This is a genomic window from Dyella sp., from assembly GCF_035486915.1.
Classification (GTDB): domain Bacteria; phylum Pseudomonadota; class Gammaproteobacteria; order Xanthomonadales; family Rhodanobacteraceae; genus Dyella_B.
In genome coordinates this window covers 1-2338 of sequence record NZ_DATHMR010000205.1, presented here as the reverse complement: position 1 = coordinate 2338, position 2338 = coordinate 1, and the positions used below count along the sequence as shown (strand labels likewise).

The 2338-nt window shown below is 59.5% G+C and carries 2 protein-coding genes; one reads left to right on the top strand and one right to left on the bottom strand.

Features of this window, described 5'->3' with window-relative positions; all coding sequences use genetic code 11:
- Positions 1-210: 210 nt before the first annotated feature.
- A complete protein-coding gene (locus tag VK725_RS17230) occupies positions 211-1443 on the bottom strand; it encodes a metallophosphoesterase (RefSeq protein ID WP_325319294.1) in 1233 nt (410 codons plus the stop codon).
- Positions 1444-1834: 391 nt separating this feature from the next.
- On the opposite strand from VK725_RS17230, the gene VK725_RS17225 reads away from it, so the two are divergent.
- Positions 1835-2338: hypothetical protein (locus VK725_RS17225; protein WP_325319293.1), on the top strand; the 504-nt coding region annotated here is incomplete at its 3' end.

Here is a 2338-nt window from a genome sequence, read left to right as displayed (position 1 = left end):
TCAAGGCACCTGCTGGGACAGCATGCAGAAGTTTGAGTGTGTACCAGCCTGCGTGATTCGTCCATAGGTCTCAGCGGCCTGTGCACGAATTAACATCTGGGCGCAACACAGGAGTAACGCCGCGGCAACATGCGAGGCACGCAAAGATGGATGGCAAATCGCCCCGATAGGATGCGTCGACTCGATTGGATGTGTCGATAGGATGCGCCGTCAGGCGCGGCGCAACACGATGAGCGAAATCTCTGGCGGCACTCCAAGGCGAACCGGCGCGCCAACCGTCCCCAGCCCGCGATTCACATAAAGCCGCGACGCGTTCTGGCTCGGCACTCCCGCAGGCGCATCCGGCTCAGCCTGCACCATCACCTTGCGCGACGGCATGAACATCGGCCGCTCAAACAGCCCCGCAATGTAATCCGAAATAAACCGCGCCGGCGTCAGCCGGTGATCCAGAATCTCCACCTGAATCTGCCCGCCATGCGTGTGCCCGGCCAGCGAAAGCTCGACGCCAAGTTCCGCCGCTCGATCAAAGCTGTTCGGATTGTGCGACAGCAAAATATTCGGCATGTCGCGGTGAATCAGCGGCTCCAGGTTCGAAAGCATCTGCGTGCGATGGCCATTGAGATTGCGCTCGCGCTGGTAATCGACCCCAATCAAATTGAACTTTGCCCCCCGATATTCGAGGACTGCGTTTTCCTGCCGCAGCATCTTCATGCCGTGCTGCGCAAAAAGCTCTTCCGCAAGCTCCTCGGCATCCGCATAGATCTCATGGTTGCCGTTGCAGCCCCAGACACCGAGCGGAGCATGTAGCCGGCTAACCTCTTCGACGCACTCCGCGATAGGATCGTGCGCGCCCGTGATCAGGTCGCCTGTGACCACCGTCAGGTCGGAGCCGAGCTCGTTCGTCATGTCCACCGCGCGGCGAACGGCCGCCCGGCTCATGAACGCGCTCATGTGGATGTCGCTGATCTGCGCGATCTTCATGCCGTCGATCGCCGGCGGCAGGTTTGCGATGGGAATTTCGATGCGGCGGACGTGATAGTTCAAGCGTTCGGCGGCAAATCCATACACAGCTCCCGCAAACGGAGCCGCTCCAGCCAGCACGCTGGCCGCACGGAAGAAATACCGGCGAGAAGGATCGGCCAGGCGCTCCCCGATGGAATGATAAGGCGCAGAAACCTCAGCCGAACCGGAAGTCCCTGCCACAGCACCGGCGGTAGGCGCGGCAACCGAAGAGGTCTTCGCCTTACCCTTGCGATACCAATTCCAGAGATGCTCAACGCCGTGCACGATCTCAACCGCAAAAAATGCGAACAACGCGCTCGAAAACCAAAGTCCCGCGAAAATAACGAGGAACGCTTCTTTTTGTTTCAAGTGACCGTGCGAGCCCATACGCAGACCACCTGCGATAGCGGCAATCACCGCCACCAGGGCGAAGCAGTACAATGCACGCGCTCCGATCCGTAGCCAGCTCACACTCCATCGGCCGGTAGTTCGCCAGATCGCGCGAAACCAGAATCGCTGGGAGAGAAAGATCGTTACAAGGACCGCCAAGGCTATAAGGCCACGGAGGGCAAACCAGCTCCAATTCACGCCAAGCTCACATTTCTAATCACCCTTTATTTTAGCATGTCGGGGCGTTGGGCTGTTGGAAGGGCAAGCCCGACGTGCCGCACCGGTAATTTCGTGACGCGGCCAGCCGCCATGCGTAAGATGAACGCCGTGCGGCCTGTACGTCGGATGTCAGCCGCCATTCCTTATCCGGGTTCGTGCGTCAAAAGCGGATGCAGTCTGGAATCAACGATTTCTGGGTGTGCAAATCGAAGGGAGAGCATCGATGAGACGGACGATTTTGACCTTGGGGCTCGCAGTTTGTACGTGTCTTGCTGTCATGGCGTTGCCATCGGTCGCGACGACAGGTGGCGCGGGGTCGGGTGAGGCTGCCGCAAAGCCCGCGCCGGCGGCCAAGGGTGCCTCTGAACTGGTGCTCGATCAATGGAACGACATCGGCCGCAAGCTGACCGCAATGGCCGAGGATTTTCCCGAAGATAAGTATGAATTCAAGCCGACGCCAGCGCAGCGCACGTTTGCGGCGCAACTGATTCACGCTGCCGCATCGATGTATTACTTCACGGACCCGGTGGATGGGAAAAAACCGCGCTATGCAGACGATCCGAAGCGCGATGAGCTGAAAACGAAGGCGCAAATCGTGACGTGCGTGAAAAAGTGCATCGCCGACGGGCAGGCGACTATCAAGGCGAAGGGCGACAAAGGGATGATGGACGTCGTCGACGCCGGGAACGGCCAGATGGCGCCGGTGTACGACCTCGCGTACGGGATT